Here is a 24497-nt window from a genome sequence, read left to right as displayed (position 1 = left end):
TCATGAAAACTGGAGGCCAGCTCGTCGTCGACGCACTCGTCGCCAATGGTGTGAAACGCATCGCTTGCGTGCCGGGGGAAAGCTACCTGGCCGTGCTGGACGCGCTTTACGACACCGACATCGACGTGCTCGTCTGCCGTCAGGAAGGCGGCGCCGCAATGATGGCGGATGCCTGGGGCCGGCTGACCGGTGAGCCCGGCATCTGCATGGTGACCCGCGGCCCCGGCGCGACCAACGCTTCGGCGGGTCTCCATGTCGCACGGCAGGACTCGATTCCGATGATCCTCTTCATCGGCCAGGTGCAGAGCGAGGCGCGCGAGCGAGAAGCCTTCCAGGAGATCGAGTACCGCCGCGCCTTCACCGAAGTGGCCAAATGGGTGGGCGAGATCGACGATCCCGCCCGCATTCCGGAATTCGTCACCCGCGCCTTCGCCGTCGCCACGTCCGGCCGCCCCGGCCCCGTCGTGCTGACGCTGCCCGAAGACATGCTGACCCGCAGCACCGAGGCGCCGGCCGCCAAGGCCTACCAGCCGGTCGAAGGCCATCCGGGCCCGGCGCAGGTAAAGCGGCTCGGCGAAATGCTTGCCGCCGCCAAGCGGCCGATCGCCATTATCGGCGGCACCCGCTGGACCGCGGAAAGCGTGGCGGATTTCCAGCGCTTCGCCGAGCGCTGGAAGCTGCCCGTCGGCTGCTCCTTCCGCCGCCAGATGCTCTTCGATCACCTGCACCCGATGTATGCCGGCGATGTCGGCATCGGCATCAACCCGGCACTCGCCAAGGAGATCAAGGAGGCCGATCTCGTGCTGCTTCTCGGCGGCCGCTTCTCGGAAATGCCGTCCTCCGGCTACACGCTGATGGATAGCCCCTACCCGCGCCAGACGCTGGTGCATGTGTATCCCGATAGTTCCGAGCTCGGCCGCGTCTACCGGCCGGAGCTGGCGATCGCCGCAAGCCCGAGCGACTTCGTCGCCGCCCTCGAAGGCCTTGCCCCCGCAGGCGAACCCGTCTGGTCCGAGCGCACGGAAATCATGCACGCGGCCTATCTCAAATGGTCGACCCCGCCGGAAACCGGACCGGGTGCGGTGCAGATGGGGCCGATCATGAACTGGATCGAGGCAAACGTGCCTCAGGATACGATCTTCACCAATGGCGCCGGCAACTATGCCACCTGGGTACATCGCTTCCACCGCTTCCGACGCTTTGCGACGCAGGCCGCTCCCGCCTCGGGCTCCATGGGTTACGGCCTGCCGGCGGCCGTTGCCGCCAAGCAGCTGCATCCGGATCGCGAGGTCATCTGCTTTGCCGGCGACGGCTGTTTCCTGATGCATGGACAGGAATTCGTGACCGCCGTGCGCTACCGCCTGCCGATCATCACCGTCGTCGTGAACAACGGCATCTACGGCACGATCCGCATGCACCAGGAGCGTGAATATCCCGGCCGCGTCAGCGCCACCGACCTCACCAATCCGGATTTTGCGGCGCTCGCCCGCGCCTATGGCGGCCACGGCGAAACGGTCGAGAAGACGGAAGAGTTTGCCGACGCGTTCCTCAGGGCGCGCGCCAGCGGCAAGCCGTCGATCATCGAGATCAAGCTCGATCCCGAAGCGATCACGCCGACGCGCACGTTGACGGATATCAGGAACGGCTGATCGATTGGGAAGTGATGGCGACCGCTGCGAACTGCGGCGGTCGCAAGCGATTGTCGCCTATTCTTCCAGCCACTCCGTCGAAAACGCGCCGGCCGCATGCAGGTCGGTGGTCTCCAGCCGCCCCGGCCCGAGGTTCTCGAACTTGTGCGGCACGTTGGCGGGTGCGACGACGATCTGGCCGGCTTCGGCGTCGATCGTGCGATTGCCGACGGTAAAGCGGGCGCGGCCGACGCGCACGATGAAGGTTTCCGGACAGGGATGGCGGTGCAGCTTCGGCCCGTAGCCGATCTCGTCCGTGGAAACGAAGATCACCGAGAGTCCGGCGCCAAAGGCGCCGCCCTCGAATTCGCCTTTCCAGACCTCGGGCTCATCCGCCCATTGCTCACGCGAAATCAGATGCGCTTCGGCCATGCCGGTCCTCCGTCGCTCGATCACACGAACGCGGCCGAGCGCGGTCTATAGAACTGGAGCCTGGCTCAGCCGCGGATATGCTGGGTCTGCTGGTAGACGGCCGTCGAGCGCGCGCCGGAGCGGCAATAGCCGAGCATCGGGCGCTGGAACTCGTCGAGCGCGTCGACCATGCTCGTTACCGCGTCTGCCGTCACGCCCATCGGGCCGACGGGGATGTGCTTGGTTTCGATGCCGAGCTCTTCGGCGCGGGCAGCGATCGAATCGAAGGTCGGCTGATCCGGCGCCTCGAAATCCGGGCGGTGGCAGACGATGGACTTGAAGCCGAGCGCCTTGATCTGGTCGAGATCCTCGACGGTGATCTGGCCGGAGACCGAGTATTCGTCGTTGATCTGGCGGATGTCCATGGTCGTCTTCCTCAGGAAATGTGGTGGCCTCTGATGTAGGCGCAGCCCTTCCCCGCGTCAATTCAAAAGCCGCGTGTTCCAGATGCCAGATCAGACGACGGCAAAGGCAATCGCATAGCTCCGCGCCTCACCCGGCAGGAGCGGGATCAACTCTCCGGCCGCCGCCAGCTCCGGACGCTTGGCGATGCGGTGCGACACCGGCTCGATGCTGATCACATCCGCCTCGCCGCGCTGACAGCGCCACATCTGTAGGAAGGGCAGCGTGTCGATGCGGAACCGCACCTGGAGATTGCGCCCACCGAGTCCGGCAAGGCCCACAAGCGTGACGTCCGACCAGCCGTCGGAACCGATGGCCGCTGGCAGGCAAAAATGCGCGCTCTCGCCATTGCCGAAGCGCCAGGCGCTCTCCCCGCCTGCAAGCGAAGCGCTGAAGATACGGGTGACCGGCCCGAGCAGCCTGCCGGCGATGTTGACGTGATACATCATCATCGGCGGAAAGGCCGAGGTCCCCACGTTGACGACGCGATCCTCGAGCACGACTTCGTGCCGCCCGGGATCGATCCGCCACCGCCGCTCGATCCGGGCCTGCCCTCCATCGGCGAGCGCCACCTCGATCGTCGCCGTGCACTCGGCTCCATCGCTCGCCATCTGCGTGTGGCTGACCGCAGTCCCGGCAAGCGACCCATGCAGCGGGTAGTGCGCCCCTCCCGCTCCGCCCTCGATCGGCTCAGGATGGCGGATATGGTCGGGGCCGCAGGTGAAGAGAAAGCCGGCAAGCGCCCGGTCGATCCTGATATCGCCATCGGAGGGGATCGCGGCACCCGGCGACAGGTCGACGCCATCGACGACGAAGGCGGCGATGTCGAGCGCGGAAAGACGCTCGAACAGCACATGATTCTCTGGGCCGTCCGCAGGTTCTTCGAGCGTTCTCAGCATGTCCTCTTCCTCAAATCGGCCGTAGAATCACTGCAATCACAAAGCGATGATATCTGAGGAGAGCCACATTTCATTGGTTGAAGCCGAAGTCTGCTCCGCCTAGATAGAATTTAACCGCTTGTTCATGATGAATTCATTTTTTTCACATTAACGTCGAAATCCAAATGTACCGCGCCACATTCGCTACAATGAAAACAGGTTCTCACGTGACGTCAGCGACCCGCATCGGCCTCTCGCTTCTCGCCGCAGCCGGCTTTCTCGCCGTGGATTTGACGGCCGCTTTCGCGCAGGATTATCGCGGCAGAAATCGCTATGGCGACGACGTCATGCTGGTCACGCCCGATGGCGAAATTCTCGACTACGTGCCGCGCGCCGATGAGGTGCAGACCATGCGCGACAGCCGCGGGCGCACGCTGCTGATCGATAGCTGGGGCAATGTGGTGGCGACCGTCGTGCCCAATCGCGGCCGCCAGGATGGCTATGGCGGCTATCGCCGCGAGGGCGACGTCGACATCTATTCGAACCGCCGCAACCGCGACACCGAGCGCGGCTACGGCTATTCCGAGCCTGGCGAAGTCACCGGCTCCATCCCCGACTATCGTGACGTGGTACCGCCATCCACCGATGGCAACGAGCTGCCGAACAGCCTTCCGGGCCTGATCGACGGCACTGAAGAGGCCGCGATCGATCCGAACGACACCCAGCCCATGCGCCAGTCGATGCCGCCGGCAATGACGGTCAAGAGCAAGTCGCGCGCCGAGATCACCGCCCTGCAGGTCTTCCTCGACCGAGAAGGTTTTTCGCCCGGCGTGATCGACGGCAAGATGGGCTCGAACGTGACCAAGGCGATCGAGGCCTGGCAGCAGTCGACCGGCGAGACGCTCGACCCCAACAATACCGAGGACATCCTCGAGCGGCTGCGCATGAGCGGCGGCATGCCGATCACCAGCTATACGATCACGGCGGCCGACGCTGCCGGCCCCTATGTCGCGTCGATCCCGGAGGACTACGCGCACAAGGCGATGCTGCCGCATATGTCCTTCACCTCGACGACGGAAATGCTCGGCGAAAAGTTCCACATGGACGAAGCCTATCTGCGCGAGCTGAACCCGGGCGTCGACTTCACCATCCCGGGCACCATCATCAAGGTGATCAATCCGGGTGCGAACAAGGCCGGCAAGGTCGCCCGCATCCTCGCCGACAAGGCGCGCAAGCAGGTGCTCGCCTATGACGACACCGGCAAGCTGATCGCCGCCTATCCGGCAACGATCGGCTCGTCCGACACGCCATCGCCTTCGGGCACCGTCAATGTCGAGCGCATCGCGCTCAATCCGGGCTACACCTACAACCCGAAGATCAACTTCAGGCAGGGCAACAACGACAAGATCCTCACGTTGCAGCCCGGCCCGAACGGCCCGGTCGGCACCGTCTGGATCGCGCTCTCGAAGCCGACCTACGGCATTCACGGCACGCCGGAACCCTCCAAGATCGGCAAGACCCAGAGCCACGGCTGCGTGCGCCTGACCAATTGGGATGCGACCGAGCTCGCCAAGATGGTCAGCCCCGGCGTGACCGTCGAATTCGTCGATTGACGCCATTGCGTTGCCGAAAGCTTTTTTGCACCATTTCCCCCAATTGGGTGAGTGACTTCGGCCAAACGGCATAGAAGATGGCATTGCCTGATTGACCATCCACGACAGGCACGTTTTTAAAGATGTATCGCCGAAGCTTGACGACGTTTCGGCAAAGATTTTTCAGACGTATACATTTACAAGACCGCAGCTGCCGACGACCCAGCTGCGGTTTTTCTCCATCGCCCCACCGCGCAGCGCCCCGATGCCTCCGGCCGGCCTTGCATCATGACTTCATGAAACATTGTCATGAGAATTTTCCCCGCAATCGGCTATCACCGAGAGAACCCTGACCTATAGCCGGACGTCCGGCAGCACTTGAAGGATTGCCGCGATGGCGACGGAGCGCACCCTGCCCAACCTCTGGCATGCGACAGCACCGGCCGCGCCCGAAACCAGGCCGCTCACCCGCGACCTGACGACCGATGTCGCGATCATCGGCGGCGGCTTCACCGGCCTATCGGCAGCCCTGCACCTCGCCGAAAAGGGCGTGAAGGCGACGGTGATCGAGGCGAAGATGATCGGCTTCGGCGGCTCCGGCCGCAATGTTGGCCTCGTCAATGCCGGCATGTGGGTCAAGCCCGACGATCTCATCTCGACCCTCGGCCCGGCCGCCGGCAACCGCCTGCTCACCGAACTCGGTGACGGCCCGTCGATGGTCTATGCCCTGGTCGAAAAATACGGCATCGCCTGCGAGGCGGTGCGCAACGGCACGCTGCACATGGCCGTCGGTAGCGACGGTGTCACGGAAATCAAAGACCGCGAAGCGCAATGGCAGAAGCGCGGCGCCCCGGTCGAGGCACTTTCGGCCGAGCGGGCGCATGCGCTCACCGGCGCCGAAGGCTTTTCCGGCGCCCTGCTCGATCGCCGCGCCGGCACCATCCAGCCGCTCGCCTATGCCCGCGGCCTGGCACGCGCAGCCCTTGCTGCCGGTGCCGAGATCTACACCGACACGCCACTGACAGGCGCCGAACGCCAGGGCGAGACCTGGGTGCTGAAAGCCGGCAACAGCGTCATCCGCGCCAAGCAGGTGATCCTTGCTACCAACGCCTATGGCGGCCTCTTCGCCGAAAGCCCGTGGCAGGCGCATACGCAGGAACTGACGATCCTGCCCTATTTCCAATTCGCCACCAATCCGCTGCCCGATGCGGTTGCAAGCCGTATCCTGCCGGAGCGCCAGGGCACCTGGGACACCGGCCTCGTCATGACGTCGTTCCGCATGGACCAGCAGGACCGGCTGATCTTTGGCTCGATCGGCCGGCTCGACGCGATCGCCGAAGGCACGCATCGTGCGTTTGCCGCCCGCTCGCTGCGCAAGCTCTTCCCCTTCATCGGCGACTTCCGCTTTGAATACTGGTGGGACGGCCGCATCGGCATGACCACCAACAACCTACCGGCCATGCACACGCTCGCCCCCAACGTGGTTTCCGTCAGCGGCTACAACGGCCGCGGCATTGCGCCGGGCACCGTCTTCGGCCGGGCTCTGGCGAACCACGTCACCGGCGAGACCTCGGCGATCCCGCTTGCGGAAACACCGGTAACCCCAGACACCTGGCGCACCGTGAAGTCGGCCTTCTACCACGCCGGCGCCCAGGCCAAGCATTTCATCGACCGGCGGTTTTGAGTGCTACTCGGCAGACACGCTGGACCGGTCATGCCGGTCCGCCACCGCGCAGGCAACTATCCTTCTCTGTCGTCCTGAAGGAAAGCTCCGCGACCATTCTGGGTCGGTCCCGGCACACCGGCCTTCTTCAGACCACCGGCCGGCCGACCAGAATGTGTGCGGCTATCCGCACCTCTGGCCGGGTCAACAACTCGCGGAAGTTACGGCCACGAGGCACATCGGATCGCGAGATGACGATCAAGCTCCAGCGACCCCCGGCCTTTCGAGAGAAAGATTGATCGGACAGCCCGAACGCGGGTGTTCAAGTATTCACCAAAAACCGATTGCGTTACAAAAGCAGTCGACCTATCCTACACCGATTGCAATTCACAATCAGATCCGTGCGATATTCCATGTAGGGAAGGAAGCGGCCATGGCTAAGCTCGTGTTCGGAATGAACCAGTCGCTGGACGGCTACGTCGACCACATGGAGTTTGCGCCGAGCCCCACGCTCTTCCGCCACTTCATCAAGGAGGCCGAACAGCAGACGGGCAGTCTATACGGTCGCGGTATTTACGAGATCATGCGCTACTGGGACGACGAGCATCCTGAATGGGATGAAGACGAACGGGCCTTCGCGACGGCGTGGCGGAAGCAGCCGAAATGGGTCGCCTCGCGCTCCCTGACCTCTGTGGGCCCCAATGCCCGGCTCGTCGACGGTGATCTAGCGGCCGCGGTGCGCAAGCTGAAGGCCGAGCACGACGGCGAGATCGAGGTGGCTGGCCCGGTCCTCGCGCACAGCCTCACCGAGCTTGGCCTGATCGACGAGTACCGGATCTACCTGCACCCGGTCGTGCTCGGTCGCGGCAATCCCTATTTCGCCGGCCCCCGACCGCCGCTCCGTCTCGTAGCTCACGATCCGATTGGCGAGGATGTGGTGAGGTTGACCTACGTTCCTGCTTGATCTCGCTGGCGAAAACGCAGGCCGCCCAGTCCTACAAATAAACGCCCCGGATCATGCCTGACCCGAGGCGTCGTCTTTCAAGACGGAATGCACGATCACGCCGCCGCGCGGTAACCCGAACCAGCACTGACCTGTACCTGCCCAGAGGTCCGGAAGGCGCGCAGGCGCATGGCGATGTGCTCGGCCTCGCCCGTCAGCGCCTGGCTTGCGGCGTTGGCCTGCTCGACCATGGCGGCATTCTGCTGGGTGATCTGGTCCATCTGGGTGATGGCGGTGTTGACCTCCTGCAGGCCCGTCGCCTGTTCGGCGGTGCTGGCGCGGATCGCGCCGAAGACGGAGCTGACTTCGACCACCTGCGCCACGATCTGCTGCAGCGACTGGGCCACCTGGTTGACCGAGTTCACCCCGTCGTCCACCTGGCCGCGCGACTTGGCGATCAGCCCCTGGATATCCTTGGCAGCGTCGGCACAGCGCTGTGCAAGCGCACGGACTTCGGACGCGACAACAGCAAAGCCCCTGCCCGCCTCGCCGGCGCGCGCCGCCTCGATGCCGGCGTTCAGCGCCAGGAGGTTGGTCTGGAAGGCGATCTCGTCGATCACGTCGACGATCCGGGCGATGCTGGCCGACGACGTCTGGATCTCCTGCATCACCTCGATCGCGTGGCTGACGATCTCGCCGCTCTGTTCGGCATTGGCGCGCGCGGCAATGACGGTCGAGTTCGCCTGGTTGGCGCCTTCGGCCGTCTGCTTGACGGTGCGCGTCACCTGCTCGACGGCTGCCGCCGTCTCCTCGAGATTGGCGGCCTGCCGCTCCGTGCGCTTGGCCAGATCGTCGGCGGCCGCGGCGATTTCCTTGGCACTCGTATGGATCTGGCTGGCGCCGGCCTCGATGCCGCCGATGGCACGAGAGAGTTCGCCGATCGCGTGGTTGAAGTTTTCGCCAAGCTCCTGATAGGCGACCGGCAGATCGGCGCCGATGCGCGCTGTCAGATCGCCGTCGGCGATCTTCTTCAAGGCGGCGCCGAATGTCTTGCTGATCAGCGCGCGCTCGGCCGCCAGCACTTCTTCCTGGACGGCGCGCTGCTTGGTGACATCGGACGCATCCATGTAGACGGAGATCGACAGATCCATATCGAGGAAGACGCCCTTGACGAGGCTCGATAGCATCGCGCCCATGTCTTCGGCCGAGGTGGTCTGGCGCGAAAACAGACCGGCCTTCGGCCAGTACGCCTTGACGATTTCGGTAATCAGATGTTCGGCGATCAGCGCATAGCCGCCGATGTACCAGCGCGGCTCGAGGCCGATGCGCGCGTGGACCTGGCCGATGGTGCGGACCTTGGCGCTGTAGTCTTCATTGAAGTTGGCGTCGGCGATGTTTGCCCAGTGGCCGACCTGCGCGCCCTTGGCACGATCAATATGGCTGTCGGACGAAAAGAACCGTTTCGTCTCGGGCGTCGCCTTCACCTTGCCGTAGAACTTGTCGAGCGCCGGCTTGAGCTCCTTCTCGAGGATCGGCTTCAGCGCCTTGAGGCTCGTTCTGGCGGCATCGTCGAGCGCCATGAAATTCAGACGACCGGCAACATCCTGCGTGCCGGCAGCGGTGTGTTCCGTTTTCATGCGCGAACTTCCCTGCATGCTCTACTGCATGTTTTTTCGATTTGGGGACGAAAACACGCAGCAGTTCGAAGTGATACAACGACCTCTGCGCCTTTGGTTGGGCGCGGCGCTGTTGTGGATCATGGAGACAGGATCGACGGCGCACTGCATGTTTTTGTCCTTTAATCGTATTCGATTAAAGGACAAAAACATGCAGCACTTCAAAGTGCTACAGCGACCTTTGCGCGTCTGATAAGACGCGCGGCGCTGTAGGCGTCTGAGATCATCGCCGCAGTCATGGCGGCCGATTGCCCGATTGCTGATATCGCGGGGCAAGCTGTGTCCTTGGCCACTGTTAGAAGCACAGGGTAAAAGAAGCCTTACGGACGACAGCTATTTCGCGAAGGCTGAAACAGGATTCAACCGGAACTGACGAACGTCAATTCCGGTTGAAAGGGAACAATTCGAGGAAAAGATCAGGCGGCGTTGCGCGACGCCCAGGACGGCATGCGTGCGGCCCAGGAACGGCGCGCCTTGACCGGCAACAGCGCCTGCACTTCTTTTGCCAATGCGAAGGCGTTTTCGCGCGCCTTGTCGAGGTTGCTGACACGGGCCGGATCCATCGTCTGCAGCGTGCCGCCGCAGTCGAAAATCTCGCGATAGGCGGCGCGCTCGACGATCGGCGTGTCGAGCACCGAGACGCCGCGTTCGGCGAGCATGGCTTTGATCGTCTGCAGCGCGCGCGTGGTGACGAGCGAATTGACGCGGGTCAGCACGACCGAATGGTTGATGCGTTGCTTGGACCGGTCCTCGATCTGGCGGATGAGTTCGAGAATCTGCGCCGCGCCGCGCGCATCCATGGCGCATCCCTGCACCGGGATCAGCACCTGATCGGAAATGGCCAGCGCCAGTGCGACAATTTGGTCTTTCGCGCCCGCGAGATCGATGACGATGTAATCAGCCTCGTCCTTCATCTCGCGGATATGACATTCGAGCGAGCCGGGCGTGATATGCGAGATGACCGTGAGATTGGCGATGTGGCCGGAAGCTTCGGCCCAGCTTGTGATCCAGCGCTGCGGATCGGCATCGAGAACCACGACACGATGTCCTTGCCTTGCCAGCTCGGTCGACAGGATCAGCGCTGCCGTCGTCTTGCCCGCGCCGCCCTTTGCATTGGCGAAAGTGATGACCGCCATGATATTCCTCATTCTGTGCGTGTTCCGCGCTGAACCCGACGGCCATGGCCGGTGGTTCGCTTCTTAACGAAACCTTTCAGAACATGGTTAACGAATTGGTAACGCACGAACGTGAAACCTGACAGTCACGCGGCCGGAAGACCGGCGGCACGCCGCAATGAAGATCAAAACAGCAGAGGTTCCGGCCCTCAGGCTGGCAGTGCGACCGGGTCCGCCGCCCGCTCCGAGCGGTAGCACATCGATGAGAACGGACCGTGCCGCATCGTTTCTCCGGCCGGGTTGAGCAGCCTCAGCACATCATCGGCAAAGGCGCGGGCATTGGCCTGGGCCTTTGCCAGATTACTGACCCTGGCAGCATCGAGCGAATAGAGCGTATCGCCCTGCTCGAACAGTTCGCGAAAAGCCGTGCGTTCTACCAGCGGCGTATCGACGAGGCGGATCTTGCATTCGGCCAGCATCAGCTTGACCTTGCGCATCGCCCGCGTCGTCACGATGGCGTTGACCCGTGTCAACAGCACCGCATGGTTGATATTGGCGCGCGCATTGTTCTCGATATAGCGGATCAGTTCGAGCACCTGCGTGGCACCGCGCGCATCCATGACGCAGCCCTGAACCGGGATCAGCGTCAGGTCGGAAAGCCCTATCGCAAGGGCGACCAGCACGTCGGCCGCTCCCGAGAGGTCGATGACCACATGCTCGACGCGACCGCGCAGCCGCCTGAGGTGGTCGCTGAGGGTGGTCGTAGTGACACCGGAGATGACGGAGAGATTGCTGTCGCTTTGACCGTGCCTAAACCAGTCGGTCATGCAGGCGAGCTGGTCGCAATCGAGAACCGCGACCCTGTCGCCGTTCCGGGCGTATTCGCAGGCGAGCAGCAACGCTGCCGTCGTCTTGCCAGCTCCCCCCTTCGCATTCGCGAGGGACACAATCGCCATTGCTCGACCCTAACTCACCCACGGCCCTCTGGTTCCGGCCGAAACATACGCACACTCTAATGGAAGCGTTTCAGATCGCGGTAAACGAACTGTAAAGGACGCGCTTCCAGGGAACCAAATCGTGACAGTTCCGTGACAATTAGGTGACAAATCAGCTGCAATGGCAAGTGGTATTTTCGACCCCTCTAAACTAAGGGAGATCTGGCGCCTCACCCGGGCGAGGCGCCAGCAACACTATGTCAGATGCACTCGCGGAAGAGTTTCTTCGCGGCATCCAACGTCAGTTCGACCGGGTTGCCGCCGGCCGTTGGGTCGACGATCGCCATCTCCGACATTTCGTCGATGCGGTCGGTACCTACGCCGAGTGCCGACAGCTTATCCGGTACGCCGAGTTCCTCGCGCAGCTTCAGCACGTAGTCGTAAAAACCATCGAAGCCGCCGGCAATGCCGAGATAGGCGGCGGCACGCACGATCTTCTCTTCGATTGCCGGGCGGTTGAAGCGCAGCACCGGCGGCATCACCACCGCATTGGTCATGCCGTGATGGGTGTTGTAGATCGCGCCGACCGGGTGCGACAGCGAATGGATCGCGCCGAGGCCCTTCTGGAAGGCGACGGCACCCATGGCAGCGGCACTCATCATGTTGGCGCGGGCCTCGATGTCGGCGCCGTCCTTGTAGGCGCGCGGCAAGTACTCTTTCACCAGGCGCATGCCTTCGAGCGCGATGCCCGCCGACATCGGGTGGTAGAACGGCGAGGAGTAGGCTTCCAGGCAATGGGCGAAGGCGTCCATGCCGGTGCCGGCGGTGATCACCTTCGGCATGCCGACCGTCAGTTCCGGGTCGCAGATCGTCACTGCCGGCAGGAACTTCGGATGGAAGATCACCTTCTTCACGTGGCTTGCGGAATTGGTGATGACGCTGGCGCGTCCGACTTCCGAGCCGGTGCCGGCCGTCGTCGGCACGGCGACGATCGGCGCGATGCCCTCGACGCTTGCGCGCGTCCACCAATCGCCGATGTCCTCGAAATCCCAGACCGGGCGGCTCTGCCCGGCCATGAAGGCGACGCACTTGCCGAGATCGAGGCCTGAGCCGCCGCCAAAGGCGACGACGCCGTCATGACCGCCGTCCTTGAAGGCCTTGACGCCGGCTTCGAGATTGACATCGTTCGGGTTCGGATCGACATCGGCGAAGATCGCCCGGCCGAGACCGGCGGCGCTCAGGATATCGAGCGCGTTCTGGGTGATCGCCATCGGCGCGAGGCCCCGGTCGGTGATCAGCAGCGGTTTCTTCATGCCCGCCGCCTTGCAATGGTCGGCAAGCTCCTTGATCCGGCCGGCACCGAACTTGATTGACGTCGGATAGCTCCAGTTGGCGGTGATCGTCATGCGGTGACTTTCTTCAGATGATAGGATTTCGGACGGGTGAGGTTCTGGAAGCCGATGACCGAGAGCGAGCCGCCACGGCCCGTTTCCTTGACGCCGGTCCAGCAAAGCGCCGGGTCGAGATAGTCGGCGCGGTTCATGAACACCGTGCCGGTCTCGATATCGGCGCCGATGCGCGCGGCGCGCTCGGCATCCCTGGTCCAGAGCGATGCGGTGAGCCCGTACTGGCTGTCGTTCATCAGCTCGATCGCCTGGCTGTCGCTCTTCACCTTCATGATGCCGACGGCCGGACCAAAGGTCTCTTCGCGCATGAAGGCCATGGAGTGATCGACATTGACGAGGATCTGTGGCGCGAGATAGGCGCCGTCATCGTCCTGCGGGAACAGTTTCGGATCGATCAGCGCCTTGGCGCCCTTGGAGACCGCATCGGCGATCTGCTCGCGCACGGTCGCGGCGAAGCGCTTGTTCGCCATCGGCCCGAGCGTCGTTTCCGGATCGAGCGGGTTGCCGAGCTTATAGTTGGAAACCCAGGCGACCGACTTCTCGACGAAGGCGTCATAGAGCTTTTCATGCACGTAAATGCGCTCGATGCCGCAGCAGCACTGGCCGGAATTGTAGGTGGCGCCGTCCATCAGCGTGTCGACGGCCGCGTCGAGATCCGCGTCTTCCATGACGTAGCCCGGATCCTTGCCGCCGAGTTCGAGACCGAGACCGGTGAAGGTGCCGGCAGCCGCGCGCTCGATCGACCGCCCGCCTTCGACAGAGCCGGTGAAGTTGACGAAGTCGAAGCTCTTGGCAGCGATCAGTGCTGCGGTCGTTTCGTGGTCGAGGAAGATGTTCTGGAAGACGTCGGCGGGAACGCCGGCTTCGACGAAGGCGCGCACCATGCGCTCGCCGACGAGGATCGTCTGGCTCGCATGCTTTATGATGACGGTGTTACCGGCCATCAGCGCCGGCGCCACCGTGTTGATCGCGGTCATGTAAGGATAATTCCACGGCGCGACGACGAAGACGACGCCATGCGGCTCGCGCGCGATGCGGCGCTCGAAGCGGTCGCTTTCCTCGATCACCAGCGGCTTCAGCGCATCGGCGGCGATCGTCGCGACATAGTTCGAGCGCTCGTTGAAGCCTTTGAACTCGCCGCCGTAGCGCACCGGCCGGCCCATCTGCCAGGCAAGCTCCGGCACCACCTCGTCGACCATTTCATTGAGGCGGGCGACACCTGATAGCACCAGGTTGACGCGCTCGTCGAGCGGACGGCGCGCCCAGGCCTTCTGCGCCTGGCGGGCGCGGGAAACCACCTGTTTTGCCAGCTCCAGCGGCATCGCCGGGCGTTCCGCGTAGACTTCGCCGTTCACGGGCGAAATGCACTTGATCATGCTCATGATCGTTTTCCTGCTTTCATTGCGAATGATGCGGTGGCCGACCCTGCCAGGATCGGCCACCGTGTGAGAGATAGGGACCAGGATCAGGCCCGTTCGAAACCGCGTGCGACCTCCCAATCGGTGACGCGGCGGTCATATTCTTCCTGTTCCCAGTGCCCGGCCCGCGCGTAGTGCTCGATGACCTCATCACCAAAGGCGTCGCGCAGCATCTTGGATTCGCTAAGCGCCGCCGTCGCGTCTCTGAGCGTGCGCGGGATCTCGCGCACGTCCTTGCCGCCATAGGCGTCGCCGACGAAGGGCGCTTCCAGTTCCATCTTGTTTTCGATACCGGAAATGCCGGCGGCGATCAAAGCCGCGAAGGCGAGATAGGGATTGAGATCGGAGCCGCCGACGCGGCATTCGATGCGGATCGCCTTGGTGTCCTCGCCGCAAAGGCGATAGCCGGCGGTGCGGTTATCCTTGCTCCAGACCGCCTTGGTCGGCGCGAAGGTGCCGGCCATGAAGCGCTTGTAGGAGTTGATGTAGGGCGCAAGGAAATAGGTGATCTCGCTCGCATGGGTGAGCAGCCCCGCCACATAGTGGCGCATCATCTCCGACATGCCGTATTTGCCGCTCTCGTCGAAGAATTTCGAGGTCTTGCCGTCGGCACTCCAGAGCGACTGGTGGATATGCGAGGAGGAGCCGGCGGCCGAATAATTCCACTTGGCGAGGAAGGTGATGGCCTTGCCGCGCGACCAGGCGATCTCCTTGCAGCCATTCTTGATGATCGCGTGCCGGTCGGCCATCGTCAGCGCGTCGGCATAACGCACGTTGATCTCTTCCTGCCCGGCCGACGCCTCGCCCTTGGAATTTTCGACCGGGATGCCGGCGCCCTGCAGGCCGTTGCGGATCGCCCGCATCACATCTTCTTCCTTGGTGGTCTGGAAGATGTGGTAGTCCTCGTTGTAGCCGCTGACGAGTTGCAGGTCGCGATAGCCGGATTGGCGGGCATCGTCGTAGGACTGGTCGAACAGGAAGAATTCGAGCTCGCTCGCCATGTAGGCTTTGAGCCCCATCTTCTCGAGCCGCGCCACCTGCTTCTTCAGGATCGCGCGCGGCGAGTGCGGCACTTCCTCGTGGGTGTGATGGTCGAGCATGTCGCAAAGCACGAGCGCCGTGCCTTCGAGCCAGGGAATGCGGCGAAGTGTCGAAAGGTCCGGCTTCATCGTATAGTCGCCGTAGCCCTTCTCCCAGCTCGTCGCCTTGTAGCCGGGAACGGTCTCCATCTCCATGTCGGTCGCAAGCAGATAGTTGCAGCTATGCGTTTCCTTCCAGGCGCCGTCGACGAAGAACTGCGCGTGGAAGCGCTTGCCCATCAGCCGGCCCTGCATGTCGACCTGGCAGGCGAGAACCGTATCGATGCGCCCGGCGGCGACGTCTTCCTTCAACTCATCAAACGTATAGCTCATCAACTTCCATCCCATGTTTGGTCACGCGGCCGTTCCCTTGGGTCACGATATTTTTGGGCCGCGTGGACGTGATCCGTTCAAGTAACCGGACAAGCTCCGGAAAAGAAAAGGCGGAAGTCGCGGTCGCGCTCCCGCCCATTTTGTTGGTGTTCAGACTTCGCCGACGGCCTTTTCGGCAGCGGCAATCTCGGCCTGGCGGCGCGCCACTTCGTCGCCGATCGGCGGGCCGCGGAAGCGGCGGGTTTCGAAGCCGAACCAGATCAGAGCCGTCAGCACCAGGAAGCCCACGGTGATGTAGAGCGCCCAGTCGTTCGGCGGTTGGATACCGAGAACGAAGATCAGCACCATGGCGATGATCGACAGAACCGCGAAGAGCTTGAACATCGCCTCGCCCAGGTTCCACGGGCCCATTTTATCCCACTTCGAGGTTCCCCAGGCGAAAAGGCCGAGCGTGATCGGGATCGCGAAGGAGAAAAACAGGAAGATGACCGTGCACGAGACGACGATCGTATAAACCGGCGTTTCGCCGATCGACACGAGCGACGAGCCCCAGACGAACAGGACCGAGAGGATCGAGCCGGTCCAGATCGCCGCAACCGGCGAGCGGTGGGTCGGACTGACCTTGGCGAGCGCCCTGGAGGCCGGCAGACCGCCGTCACGCGAGAAGGCGAAGATCATGCGTGATACCGAGGTCACCGTCGCCAGGCCGCACAGCCACTGGCTGACGAGGATGGCGAGATAGAGGATGTCCTTTATGACCGGGTTGACTTGGGCGTCCATCGCCCAGAAGAACACGTTCCAGCCCTGCTTGGCAGCTTCGTCCATGTTCGGGATCATCAGCACGAAGGCGCACAGCATGATGTAGCCGAAGAGCGCCGACCAGAGCACGGAAGAAACCATACCGCGCGGCACGGATTCCGCCGCCTTGACGGTTTCTTCCGAGGTGTGGGCAGAAGCGTCGTAGCCGGTGATCGTGTAGATCGGCAGCAGAAGGCCGAGCAGGAACACCCAGGTGCCCGACGTCTGCGGCCAGACGTTGCCGCCGGCTTCACCGGAATAGTTGGAGAAGGTGAAGAGCCTTGCGATGTCGTAGCTGTCGGCGGCCGCGAGGCAAACGACGGCAAGCAGGATCGCAGTTGCGAAGATCAGGTAGCCGGAGAAATCGGTGAGCTTGGCGGTGAGCCCGATGCCCATGTGGTTCACGAGCGCCTGTGCGCCGGTGATGATCGCCAGGAAGACGATGCGGGTAGTGGTTGTGTCCTCCAGCGCGAAATAGGGCGTGCCGAAGGAACCCATGAAGAAGTAATAGGTGCCGACGTTGATCGCGCCGAGAACGGTGACGAGACCGAGCAGGTTGAACCAGGCGGTCACCCAGCCGGTAAAGCGGTTACCAAGAATCGAACCCCAGTGGTAGAGGCCGCCGGCCGTCGGATAGGCCGAGCTGATCTGCGCCATGGCGACCGCAAAGACCAAGGAAATGAAGCAGCCAAGCGGCCAGCCGATGCCGATCGCGGCGCCCCCTGCGCCGGCGGTCGCCTGGGCGAGCGAATTGATGCCGCCGGAGAGAATGCAGATGATCGAGAACGACACCGCGAAGTTCGAGAACTGGCTCATGCGCCGCTCGAGCTCCTGGGCGTAGCCCATCGAGTGCAAGACACTCATGTCCTGCTTTTTGTCCAAGTCGCTGTAGTCTGACATTTTTCTTCCCCTGATTTCTTCAGACCAGGCCGCCCCATTGCGGCTGGGTCCCATCAACCACCTGTCCCGGCGAGCCGGCACAGGACCGCGGCCAAGCCGCTCCCCAGGGTCTTTTATTGTGCTGAAAGTGCCGCCGCGCCTTTGCGCAGCAGTCCTTCCAGATAGTCGGCCATGACCCTTTGGCCGATGTCATTGCGAATGAGATCGTTGCGGATCTCGATCATCACATTCGGCAGTCCGTTGAGGACGCCGTATTCAATCAGACTGTGAGTAACGCCGTCGGCCGGGCCATAGGGCTCGTTGCGGCGGATGTCGTAGGCGACCTGCCCCTTCGTCGCCACCGCCAGCATGTGGTCGGCAAGGCGGCTGTCCGCATCGTGCAGGATACCGACCTCGACGGCCCGCGGCTTGCCGAAATAGACGGGCGTGAAGCTATGCATCGTCACCAGGATCGGCGGCCTGCCGGCGGCCTTGCGGGCGGAAACGAAGCGCGCGACCGAATCGTGAAACGGGCGATAGATCTCATCGACCCGCGCCTGCCGCTCGTCGTCGGTCATCGTCCGGTTTCCCGGGATCTCGTAAACTTCGCTCAGAACCGGCATCGCCGCCTCCGCCTCGGGCGGACGGTTGCAATCATAGGCAAGCCGCGAGAAGCGCTGGTAGATCAACGCCGCATCGAGCTTGCCGGCAAGAAGCCTGGCGACGGCCAGCGCGCCCGGGTCCCAGGCGATGTGGCTTTCGAGAGCCTGCTCGGTAAGGCCGAGCGTACCGAGGCGCTCCGGAACCCGACGCGAGGCGTGCTCGCAGACGAGCACGATATCGCCCTTCCCTGTGGCGTTTTCGATCGCAACCGGATCGCCATCTGCTTCGGTCAAAAGTCGCGTCAACACCGGCATCCCCTTTTGCCCGTTAGACGTTCGTTAATGAAAAGAATTCTTCAGAGATTGGCGAGTGTCAATCAAAATCTGAAACGATCTCTTCAAAATTGCGATTGACTCCAATTGTGACAGCGATGTTTAATCTGTCACAAACCGGCTCTAGATCGGTTCAGGGGAGACATTTTGAGCAGCAAGGCGACATCGACGACGGTGTCGGATGTGATCAATGCCCACTTCACCGCGCTGACCCGCGCGGAGAAGCAACTGGCGGAGACACTTCTCGACAATTATCCCGTATCGGGACTCGGCTCGATCACCACGGTCGCCGAGAACGCCGGCGTATCGACTCCGACCGTCGCGCGCATGGTGCAGAAGCTCGGCTTCCGCGGCTTTCCGGATTTCCAGGCGCGGCTGCACCAGGAACTGGAAGCGACGATCTCCAATCCGATCACCAAGCACGACCGCTGGGCCGCCAATGCGCCGGGAACCCACACGCTCAACCGCTTCGCCGACGCGATCACCAGCAATCTGCGCGAGACGCTGACCCAGATCGATCCACGGGAATTCGACGAGGCCGCCGCCCTCATCGCCGACCGCAAGCGCAGCATCTATCTGCTCGGAGGCCGCATCACCCATGCGCTTGCCGACTATCTCTTCACCCATCTTCAGGTCATTCGTCCGGGTGTCACCGAGATCGCCTCCAACGCCAGCGCCTGGCCGCACTACGTGCTCGATATGCGCCAGGGCGACGTCTTGATTCTGTTCGACATTCGCCGCTACGAGCAGGAGATGGCGACGCTCGCCACATCCGCCCGCGAGCGTGGCGTCGAGATCATCCTCTTCACCGATCGCTGGACTTCGCCGGTCGCCAAATCCGCCTCCCGCGTGTTCCGCTCGCAGATCGAAGTACCGTCGGCCTGGGACAGCTCGGTGGTGATCCTGTTCTTGATCGAGGCCCTGATCGAGGCGGTGCAAAGTTCGAACTGGGAGGAAACCCGGGATCGAATGAAAACGCTCGAAGGCCTTTTCGATTCCACCCGCATCTTTCGCAAACCCGTCTAGGAGTGCTCGCCGACCCGTTCACGGAATTTCATACAGTTGTGCGACAGTGAGCCACCCCGCCAGAAAAAGAAATGTTCTTCCAACGACATAGGCGGCGCGAACGGATAAACCGCTGTCACATTACTTTCATGGCATCTCTTTAACAGCCTAGCCGAAATCGACTGAATACCCCACGAATTTGACTAAACCCATAAGGAGAACACCAGTGATTTCAAGAACCCATCGCCTGCTTTCGCTTTCCACCGCCGTTTTCCTGGCGACGACCGCAATCGCCGCCGCCGAGCCGAGCGCCGAACTCATCGAAGCCGCCAAGAAGGAAGGCATGCTGACCACCGTCGCCCTGCCCCACGACTGGTGCGGCTATGGCGACGTCATCGCCTCCTTCAAGGCCAAGTATCCGGAAATCCAGGTCAACGAACTGAACCCGGACGCGGGCTCGGCTGACGAAGTCGAAGCCGTCAAGGCCAACAAGGACAACAAGGGTCCGCAGGCCCCTGACGTCGTCGACGTCGGTCTCGCCTTCGGCCCGCAGATGAAGGCCGAAGGCCTGCTGCAGCCCTACAAGGTTTCCACCTGGGACGAGATCCCGGACAGCGTCAAGGACGCCGAAGGCTACTGGTACGGCGACTATTACGGCGTGATGTCGTTCCTCGTGAACAAGGACCTTGTCCAGACCGCTCCGAAGGACTGGGCTGATCTCCTGAAGCCGGAATATGCCGGTCAGGTCGCTCTCGCCGGCGATCCGCGCGCGTCGAACCAGGCGATCCTCGGCGTTCTCGCCGCCGGTCTCGCCAAGGGTGCGAAGTCGGGCAAGGAAGCCGGTGAAGCTGGCCTCGGCTACTTCGCCGAACTCAACAAGGCCGGCAACTTCGTTCCGGTCATCGGCAAGTCCGGTACGCTCGCCCAGGGCTCGACCCCGATCATCGTTGCCTGGGACTACAACGCGCTCGGCTGGGCCAAGACCCTCAACGGCAACCCGCCGACCGAAGTCGTCGTTCCGGCCAGCGGCGTTCTCGCCGGCGTCTACGTTCAGGGCATCTCGGCCTACGCGCCGCACCCGAACGCAGCGAAGCTGTGGATGGAGCACCTCTATTCCGACGAAGGTCAGCTCGGCTGGCTCAAGGGCTTCTGCCACCCGACCCGCTTCAACGCGATGGTCAAGGCCGGCAAGGTTCCGCAGGCACTGATCGACGCCCTGCCGCCGGCAGCGTCTTATGAAAAGGCCTACTTCCCGACGCTCGAAGAAGTCGATGCCAACAAGGCTGCCGTCACCGGCGGCTGGGATTCCGTCGTCGGCGCGAACGTTCAGTAAGTCTTTCCACAGACATGTCGCCTCGGCCGGTTTTCCGGCCGGGGCGACATAAGTTATTCGTAAGGAATTCAAGTCTTTGGAGCGGAATGAGGAAAAATGTGCGCGGGTTTCAGCCCGCACCCCGCTCTAACTTGCAAGTATCAATAACGCCCGCGTCGATAACGCGGTTTCAGGGGCGCGAACGGAATGTCATCTGCTAAACCCGACGCCAGCCCGCCGGCGCGTCGCCTACCGCTTCACTGGCTGGGCATTCTGCCCTTTGCCGCCTTTGTGACGCTGTTTCTGATATTGCCGACGGCAAAGATCGTGGTCGGCGCCTTTCAGACACCGGATGGCAGCTTCACGTTCGAGAACATCCGTGGCCTGTTCACGCCCTCGATCCTTGCGGCCTACTGGATCTCGATCAAGATCAGCATAGCCTCGGCGCTCCTCGGCTGCCTGATTGGCTTTGCCATGGCCTCGGCCATTGTCTTCGGCGGCTTGCCGAAGGGCATCCGCGGGCCGCTTCTGACCTTTTCCGGCGTTGCCTCCAACTTTGCCGGCGTGCCGCTCGCCTTCGCCTTTCTCGCTACCCTCGGCCCGGTCGGCATCGTTACGGTGTTCCTGCGCTCGAACTTCGGTCTCGACCTCAGAATGCTCGGCTTCAATCTCCTGTCCTTCTGGGGGCTGACAGTCACCTACCTCTTTTTCCAGATCCCGCTGATGATCCTCATCATCACGCCGGCGCTCGACGGCCTGAAGCGCGAATGGCGCGAGGCCGCCGAAATCCTCGGTGCCACCGGCCTGCAGTACTGGCGCATGGTCGCCTTCCCGATCCTGCTTCCCTCGCTGCTCGGCACGCTGGCGCTGCTCTTCGCCAATGCCTTCGGCGCCGTTGCGACCGCGATCGCGCTCACCGGCTCGTCGCTGTCGATCGTGCCGATCCTGCTGTTCGCCCAGATCCGCGGCGACGTGCTCGGCAATCCGCATCTCGGCTATGCGCTCGCCTTCGGCATGATCGTCGTCACCGGCATTGCCAACGCGATCTACATCTGGCTGCGCGGCCGCAGCGAAAGGTGGCTGAAATGAAGAAGATCTGGGCCTGGGGGGCCCTCGTTTTCGGCCTCCTCTATTTCACCCTGCCGCTCATCGGCATGACCAACTTCTCCTTGAAGATGCGCCGCGGCGAATATTCCTTCGACGCCTATCAGAAGGTTTTCGCCGATCCGCGCTTCCAGGAAACCTTCAGCTATTCGGTGCTGCAGGCGCTGTTCACCATCGTCTTCGGCGTGCTGCTCGTCGTACCTACCGCCTATTGGGTCCGGCTGAAGCTGCCGCGGCTGCGCCCCTATATCGAGTTCATCACGCTTCTGCCGCTCGTTATCCCGGCGATCGTCATCGTCTTCGGCTATATCCGGCTCTACAACACCTCGAGCTGGCTGCCGCTGACGGGCTCGCTGACGGGGACCAACATCCTCCTGATGTTCGGCTACGCGACGCTCGCTCTGCCCTACATGTACCGCGCGGTCGACACCGGCCTTCGCACCATCGACGTCGCCACCCTGACCGAAGCCGCCCAGAGCCTCGGCGCCGGATGGGCCACGATCCTCGCCAAGATCATTCTGCCGAACGTGCTCGTCGCGGTGCTTTCAGGCGCCTTCCTGACCTTTGCCATCGTCATCGGCGAGTTCACCATGGCGGCACTTCTGAACCGCCCGGCCTTCGGCCCGTACATGCAGCTCTTGGGCGCCAACCGCGCCTATGAGCCTGCCGCACTCGCCGTTATCGCATTCGGCATCACCTGGGGCTGCCTCGGCCTCATCCAGCTCGTCTCGCGCTTCCAAAAAAGCGCGCCTCCCAAGGCCTGAGGACCGCACCCATGAGTTTTCTGTCACTCACCAGCATCAAGAAGTCCTTCGGCCCTGTTCACGTCGTGCACGATTTCGACATGGACATCGAGAAGGGCGAATTCGTCTCCTTCCTGGGTCCGTCCGGCTGCGGCAAGACGACCGTCCTGCGCATGATCGCCGGCTTCGAGACACCCTCCGCCGGCTCTATCGTGATCAACGGCAAGGACCAAGGGTCGTTGAAACCCAACCAGCGCAACATCGGCATGGTGTTTCAGGCCTATGCGCTGTTTCCGAACATGAACGTGCATGACAACGTTGCCTTCGGCCTCAAGGTCGCAGGCACTGACAAGTCGGAGATCGACGCACGGGTGAAGCAGATGCTCGGGCTGATCAAGCTCGAGCACCTGGCGGACCGCTTCCCCTACCAGCTCTCCGGCGGCCAGCAGCAGCGCGTGGCGCTTGCCCGCGCCATTGCGGTCAAGCCGCAGGTGCTGCTGCTCGACGAGCCGCTTTCGGCGCTCGACGCCAAGATCCGCGTGTCGCTGCGCGAAGAAATCCGGCAGATCCAGCAGCAGCTCGGCATCACCACGGTCTTCGTCACCCACGACCAGGAAGAGGCGCTGTCGATCTCCGATCGTATCGTCGTCATGAATGCCGGACGTGCCGACCAGATCGGCACCCCCTTCGAGATCTACAACACGCCGTCAACGCGCTTCGTCGCTTCCTTCGTCGGCACGCTGAACATCATCGAGGGCAAGGTCGCGGATCCGGCCTCGGGCGCCGTAACGATCGGCAACCAGCAGGTGGCTCTGAAAGACCCGATTGCCGGCATGAAGGGTGGCGACAGCATCTCGCTGGCGTTGCGCCCTGAAGCGGGCTCGATTGCCGAAGGGGCGCAAGGCGATACGGCGCTTGCCGGCGAGGTCGTCTCGACGAGCTTCCTCGGCTCGGTCATCCGCACGCGGCTTCGCGTCGGCGGCGATGTCATCTCCTTCGACATGTTCAACAATCCGGGCGTAACCCCGCCGGTCTCGGGCGACAACGTCACCCTGCGCTTCGCCGCCAAGGACCTGCTCGTTATTCGCGAGTAGGCCTTGCAGAAGACCGATGAACGCTGGCGCGCAGGGCGCCAGCGAGTATGCAGCGGTTCGTTGCACCATTGCCGGAGACCCGCGAGGTTGCAATCATGGCCAAGGCTGAACCAAGTGCCTTCGTCAGGCATATCCAGGATGAACTCTCCGATCTCGGGCCTGTTCAGATTGACCGCTTCTTCGGCGGCTGGGCCTACGTCGTCGCAGACAAGCGCTTTGCCGTCAGCATCAAGGACCGCCTCTATTTCAGGGTTGATCAGGCGCTGAAAGACGCGCTTATCACAGAGGGTTGCCAGCCGTTCACCTATGAGAAGGGCGGCAAGACCGTGGTCGTGCATCGCTTCTACGAAGCGCCTGTCGACTGCCTCGACGATCGCGACGCCCTTCTCCATTGGGCCGGGAGGGCACTTTCAGCCGAAGACGACGAACTGCGCGGATAGCGCTTCACCAAATCCCAAACGCCTTGCCACCCATAAACAGCAAGGCGATGACAAAGACACACGTGATGGGATACCGCCCAATCGCGGATGCCTCAAGAACCCAAAGCTTCAGCTTGAGGTGCTCACTGTCGGGTTTCGTGGGGAGTTTCGCCAATCGGAGCGCCTTTCTGTCACCAAAAGAAAAATTGATGAAGGCTGCTTCTGCTTCGCACTAACTATGAATCGTCCTGGGTGCGCAAGTGGTTTCTGGGTTCTCGTCCCCAGGTGAGGAACCGTTGATATCTCGCGCTTGTTATTCGACTTTTCACAGGTGATGCATCGATCCCCGACAGCTGATCGCCCTGCAGATAAAGTCGGCCGCAGCCAGCGCGAAAATACCGGAACGAGAAAGAGTTTCTCGCGCTCCGGCCGGACATGCAAAAATCTGTCGTGATTTCCCCTCTTTTCGTCGCGCCGTGCGTTTGATCGCTCGCAGGCGGACTATATAGTCGCGTTGTTCTCAGGGCGGGGCGAAATTCCCCACCGGCGGTAGCGGCCGAAAGGCCGAAGCCCGCGAGCGCTCTGGAGCTTACGCTCCAGAGGTCAGCAGATCCGGTCGAATTCCGGAGCCGACGGTCACAGTCCGGATGGAAGAGAGCAAGCAGGAAC

Annotated in this window: 21 protein-coding genes and 1 riboswitch; of the genes, 10 read left to right on the top strand and 11 right to left on the bottom strand. The window is 62.6% G+C overall.

What is annotated here, in order from left to right:
* Positions 1 to 2: 2 nt before the first annotated feature.
* Positions 3 to 1649 (top strand): thiamine pyrophosphate-binding protein, encoded by a 1647-nt coding sequence (locus tag BLU35_RS21865; RefSeq protein ID WP_058326765.1) that lies wholly within the window; start codon positions 3 to 5, stop codon positions 1647 to 1649.
* Positions 1650 to 1706: 57 nt separating this feature from the next.
* Here BLU35_RS21865 and BLU35_RS21860 read toward each other — a convergent pair whose 3' ends face one another.
* The 3 genes from BLU35_RS21860 to BLU35_RS21850 all read right to left on the bottom strand — a co-directional run bounded on the left by BLU35_RS21860 (position 1707) and on the right by BLU35_RS21850 (position 3400).
* On the bottom strand, positions 1707 to 2060 hold the full coding sequence (locus BLU35_RS21860) for a cupin domain-containing protein (RefSeq protein ID WP_093234447.1): 354 nt from the start codon (positions 2058 to 2060) through the stop codon (positions 1707 to 1709).
* 65 nt (positions 2061 to 2125) lie between these two features.
* Positions 2126 to 2464, bottom strand: a complete 339-nt coding sequence (locus BLU35_RS21855) for a protein tyrosine phosphatase family protein (protein ID WP_057253408.1) — start codon at positions 2462 to 2464, stop codon at positions 2126 to 2128.
* A gap of 90 nt (positions 2465 to 2554) precedes the next feature.
* Positions 2555 to 3400 (bottom strand): DUF4432 family protein, encoded by an 846-nt coding sequence (locus BLU35_RS21850; protein ID WP_093234446.1) that lies wholly within the window; start codon positions 3398 to 3400, stop codon positions 2555 to 2557.
* Between the two features lie 164 nt (positions 3401 to 3564).
* On the opposite strand from BLU35_RS21850, the gene BLU35_RS21845 reads away from it, so the two are divergent.
* From BLU35_RS21845 to BLU35_RS21835, 3 genes are all read left to right on the top strand, one after another.
* The gene (locus tag BLU35_RS21845) at positions 3565 to 4992 is read left to right on the top strand and encodes a L,D-transpeptidase family protein (RefSeq protein WP_057253407.1); all 1428 of its coding nucleotides are present in this window, start codon (positions 3565 to 3567) and stop codon (positions 4990 to 4992) included.
* 373 nt (positions 4993 to 5365) lie between these two features.
* Positions 5366 to 6655, top strand: coding sequence for an NAD(P)/FAD-dependent oxidoreductase (locus tag BLU35_RS21840; protein ID WP_093234445.1), 1290 nt, complete (start codon positions 5366 to 5368; stop codon positions 6653 to 6655).
* Positions 6656 to 7067: 412 nt separating this feature from the next.
* Entirely contained in the window at positions 7068 to 7598 is a 531-nt protein-coding gene (locus BLU35_RS21835; RefSeq protein WP_093234444.1) for a dihydrofolate reductase family protein, read from the top strand.
* Between the two features lie 95 nt (positions 7599 to 7693).
* Here the strand turns inward: BLU35_RS21835 and BLU35_RS21830 are convergent, their stop codons facing one another.
* The 8 genes from BLU35_RS21830 to BLU35_RS21790 form a co-directional block, all read right to left on the bottom strand.
* Positions 7694 to 9214: a globin-coupled sensor protein gene (locus BLU35_RS21830; protein WP_158539376.1), complete on the bottom strand. Its 1521-nt coding sequence runs from the start codon at positions 9212 to 9214 to the stop codon at positions 7694 to 7696.
* Positions 9215 to 9669: 455 nt separating this feature from the next.
* Positions 9670 to 10389: an AAA family ATPase gene (locus BLU35_RS21820; RefSeq protein ID WP_058321854.1), complete on the bottom strand. Its 720-nt coding sequence runs from the start codon at positions 10387 to 10389 to the stop codon at positions 9670 to 9672.
* Between the two features lie 188 nt (positions 10390 to 10577).
* Positions 10578 to 11324: an AAA family ATPase gene (locus tag BLU35_RS21815; protein WP_093234442.1), complete on the bottom strand. Its 747-nt coding sequence runs from the start codon at positions 11322 to 11324 to the stop codon at positions 10578 to 10580.
* 239 nt (positions 11325 to 11563) lie between these two features.
* Positions 11564 to 12709 (bottom strand): iron-containing alcohol dehydrogenase, encoded by a 1146-nt coding sequence (locus tag BLU35_RS21810; RefSeq protein WP_093234441.1) that lies wholly within the window; start codon positions 12707 to 12709, stop codon positions 11564 to 11566.
* Positions 12706 to 14091, bottom strand: a complete 1386-nt coding sequence (locus BLU35_RS21805; RefSeq protein WP_093234440.1) for an aldehyde dehydrogenase family protein — start codon at positions 14089 to 14091, stop codon at positions 12706 to 12708. Before BLU35_RS21805 ends, BLU35_RS21810 begins: the two co-directional genes overlap by 4 nt.
* A gap of 83 nt (positions 14092 to 14174) precedes the next feature.
* Positions 14175 to 15539 (bottom strand): glutamine synthetase family protein, encoded by a 1365-nt coding sequence (locus BLU35_RS21800; protein ID WP_093234439.1) that lies wholly within the window; start codon positions 15537 to 15539, stop codon positions 14175 to 14177.
* A 150-nt stretch (positions 15540 to 15689) separates the two neighbouring features.
* Positions 15690 to 17237, bottom strand: coding sequence for an amino acid permease (locus tag BLU35_RS21795; RefSeq protein ID WP_057253390.1), 1548 nt, complete (start codon positions 17235 to 17237; stop codon positions 15690 to 15692).
* A 113-nt stretch (positions 17238 to 17350) separates the two neighbouring features.
* Positions 17351 to 18124: an N-formylglutamate amidohydrolase gene (locus tag BLU35_RS21790; RefSeq protein WP_093234457.1), complete on the bottom strand. Its 774-nt coding sequence runs from the start codon at positions 18122 to 18124 to the stop codon at positions 17351 to 17353.
* Positions 18125 to 18298: 174 nt separating this feature from the next.
* On the opposite strand from BLU35_RS21790, the gene BLU35_RS21785 reads away from it, so the two are divergent.
* The 6 genes from BLU35_RS21785 (at position 18299) to BLU35_RS21760 (ending at position 23849) form a co-directional block, all read left to right on the top strand.
* Entirely contained in the window at positions 18299 to 19177 is an 879-nt protein-coding gene (locus BLU35_RS21785) for a MurR/RpiR family transcriptional regulator (RefSeq protein ID WP_057253386.1), read from the top strand.
* Positions 19178 to 19382: 205 nt separating this feature from the next.
* Complete coding sequence (locus BLU35_RS21780) at positions 19383 to 20489, top strand: ABC transporter substrate-binding protein (RefSeq protein ID WP_057253383.1); 1107 nt, start codon at positions 19383 to 19385, stop codon at positions 20487 to 20489.
* 186 nt (positions 20490 to 20675) lie between these two features.
* On the top strand, positions 20676 to 21557 hold the full coding sequence (locus BLU35_RS21775) for an ABC transporter permease (RefSeq protein WP_057253381.1): 882 nt from the start codon (positions 20676 to 20678) through the stop codon (positions 21555 to 21557).
* Positions 21554 to 22336, top strand: a complete 783-nt coding sequence (locus tag BLU35_RS21770) for an ABC transporter permease (RefSeq protein ID WP_057253380.1) — start codon at positions 21554 to 21556, stop codon at positions 22334 to 22336. Before BLU35_RS21775 ends, BLU35_RS21770 begins: the two co-directional genes overlap by 4 nt.
* Positions 22337 to 22347: 11 nt before the next feature.
* Positions 22348 to 23409, top strand: coding sequence for an ABC transporter ATP-binding protein (locus tag BLU35_RS21765; RefSeq protein WP_057253378.1), 1062 nt, complete (start codon positions 22348 to 22350; stop codon positions 23407 to 23409).
* A 95-nt stretch (positions 23410 to 23504) separates the two neighbouring features.
* Entirely contained in the window at positions 23505 to 23849 is a 345-nt protein-coding gene (locus tag BLU35_RS21760) for a TfoX/Sxy family protein (protein ID WP_063891459.1), read from the top strand.
* Positions 23850 to 24340: 491 nt separating this feature from the next.
* Positions 24341 to 24491, top strand: a riboswitch (FMN riboswitch).
* The last annotated feature ends 6 nt before the right edge of the window (positions 24492 to 24497 follow it).

This window comes from Sinorhizobium sp. NFACC03, from assembly GCF_900103435.1.
Classification (GTDB): domain Bacteria; phylum Pseudomonadota; class Alphaproteobacteria; order Rhizobiales; family Rhizobiaceae; genus Ensifer.
This window is presented reverse-complemented; position numbering and strand designations above follow the sequence as displayed.

Excerpts from the sequence above, each read along its gene's own strand:
- BLU35_RS21855 (WP_057253408.1), bottom strand. The coding sequence starts at position 2,464 with ATGGACATCCGCCAGATCAACGACGAATACTCGGTCTCCGGCCAGATC.
- BLU35_RS21840 (WP_093234445.1), top strand. The coding sequence starts at position 5,366 with ATGGCGACGGAGCGCACCCTGCCCAACCTCTGGCATGCGACAGCACCG.
- BLU35_RS21795 (WP_057253390.1), bottom strand. The coding sequence starts at position 17,237 with ATGTCAGACTACAGCGACTTGGACAAAAAGCAGGACATGAGTGTCTTG.
- BLU35_RS21830 (WP_158539376.1), bottom strand. The coding sequence starts at position 9,214 with ATGAAAACGGAACACACCGCTGCCGGCACGCAGGATGTTGCCGGTCGT.
- BLU35_RS21835 (WP_093234444.1), top strand. The coding sequence starts at position 7,068 with ATGGCTAAGCTCGTGTTCGGAATGAACCAGTCGCTGGACGGCTACGTC.
- BLU35_RS21820 (WP_058321854.1), bottom strand. The coding sequence starts at position 10,389 with ATGGCGGTCATCACTTTCGCCAATGCAAAGGGCGGCGCGGGCAAGACG.
- BLU35_RS21810 (WP_093234441.1), bottom strand. The coding sequence starts at position 12,709 with ATGACGATCACCGCCAACTGGAGCTATCCGACGTCAATCAAGTTCGGT.
- BLU35_RS21770 (WP_057253380.1), top strand. The coding sequence starts at position 21,554 with ATGAAGAAGATCTGGGCCTGGGGGGCCCTCGTTTTCGGCCTCCTCTAT.
- BLU35_RS21760 (WP_063891459.1), top strand. The coding sequence starts at position 23,505 with ATGGCCAAGGCTGAACCAAGTGCCTTCGTCAGGCATATCCAGGATGAA.
- BLU35_RS21860 (WP_093234447.1), bottom strand. The coding sequence starts at position 2,060 with ATGGCCGAAGCGCATCTGATTTCGCGTGAGCAATGGGCGGATGAGCCC.
- BLU35_RS21845 (WP_057253407.1), top strand. The coding sequence starts at position 3,565 with ATGTACCGCGCCACATTCGCTACAATGAAAACAGGTTCTCACGTGACG.
- BLU35_RS21775 (WP_057253381.1), top strand. The coding sequence starts at position 20,676 with ATGTCATCTGCTAAACCCGACGCCAGCCCGCCGGCGCGTCGCCTACCG.
- BLU35_RS21805 (WP_093234440.1), bottom strand. The coding sequence starts at position 14,091 with ATGAGCATGATCAAGTGCATTTCGCCCGTGAACGGCGAAGTCTACGCG.
- BLU35_RS21865 (WP_058326765.1), top strand. The coding sequence starts at position 3 with ATGAAAACTGGAGGCCAGCTCGTCGTCGACGCACTCGTCGCCAATGGT.
- BLU35_RS21815 (WP_093234442.1), bottom strand. The coding sequence starts at position 11,324 with ATGGCGATTGTGTCCCTCGCGAATGCGAAGGGGGGAGCTGGCAAGACG.
- BLU35_RS21850 (WP_093234446.1), bottom strand. The coding sequence starts at position 3,400 with ATGCTGAGAACGCTCGAAGAACCTGCGGACGGCCCAGAGAATCATGTG.
- BLU35_RS21800 (WP_093234439.1), bottom strand. The coding sequence starts at position 15,539 with ATGAGCTATACGTTTGATGAGTTGAAGGAAGACGTCGCCGCCGGGCGC.
- BLU35_RS21765 (WP_057253378.1), top strand. The coding sequence starts at position 22,348 with ATGAGTTTTCTGTCACTCACCAGCATCAAGAAGTCCTTCGGCCCTGTT.